Below are 249 nucleotides of genomic sequence, written 5' to 3' on the forward strand. Positions count from 1 at the left end.
CGTCTTATGTAGATATTGATCTGGAGAAAAATTATAACCTTGATACGGTAGAAGTATATACACCGGAGAATGGATATTCTCAGTATACGATCTATACAAGTATGGACGGAAGAGATTTTGATAAACTGGCAGAGAAGACATCAAAAGATTCCTGTGATGCTGAAAAGGGAGAAGTTTACCAGGCGGAAGGAAAAGAAGCGAGAATCGTCCGCGTTTATATGGAATATAATTCCGCGTCTACGGCGGCTG

General features: G+C 40.6%; 1 protein-coding gene. It reads left to right on the forward strand.

What is annotated here, in order from left to right; translation table 11 throughout:
• A partial coding sequence (locus NE668_RS09955) for a discoidin domain-containing protein (protein WP_256196848.1) occupies positions 1 to 249 on the forward strand: 249 nt, incomplete at both ends.

Source organism: Veillonella parvula, from assembly GCF_024461875.1.
GTDB lineage: Bacteria > Bacillota > Negativicutes > Veillonellales > Veillonellaceae > Veillonella > Veillonella parvula_I.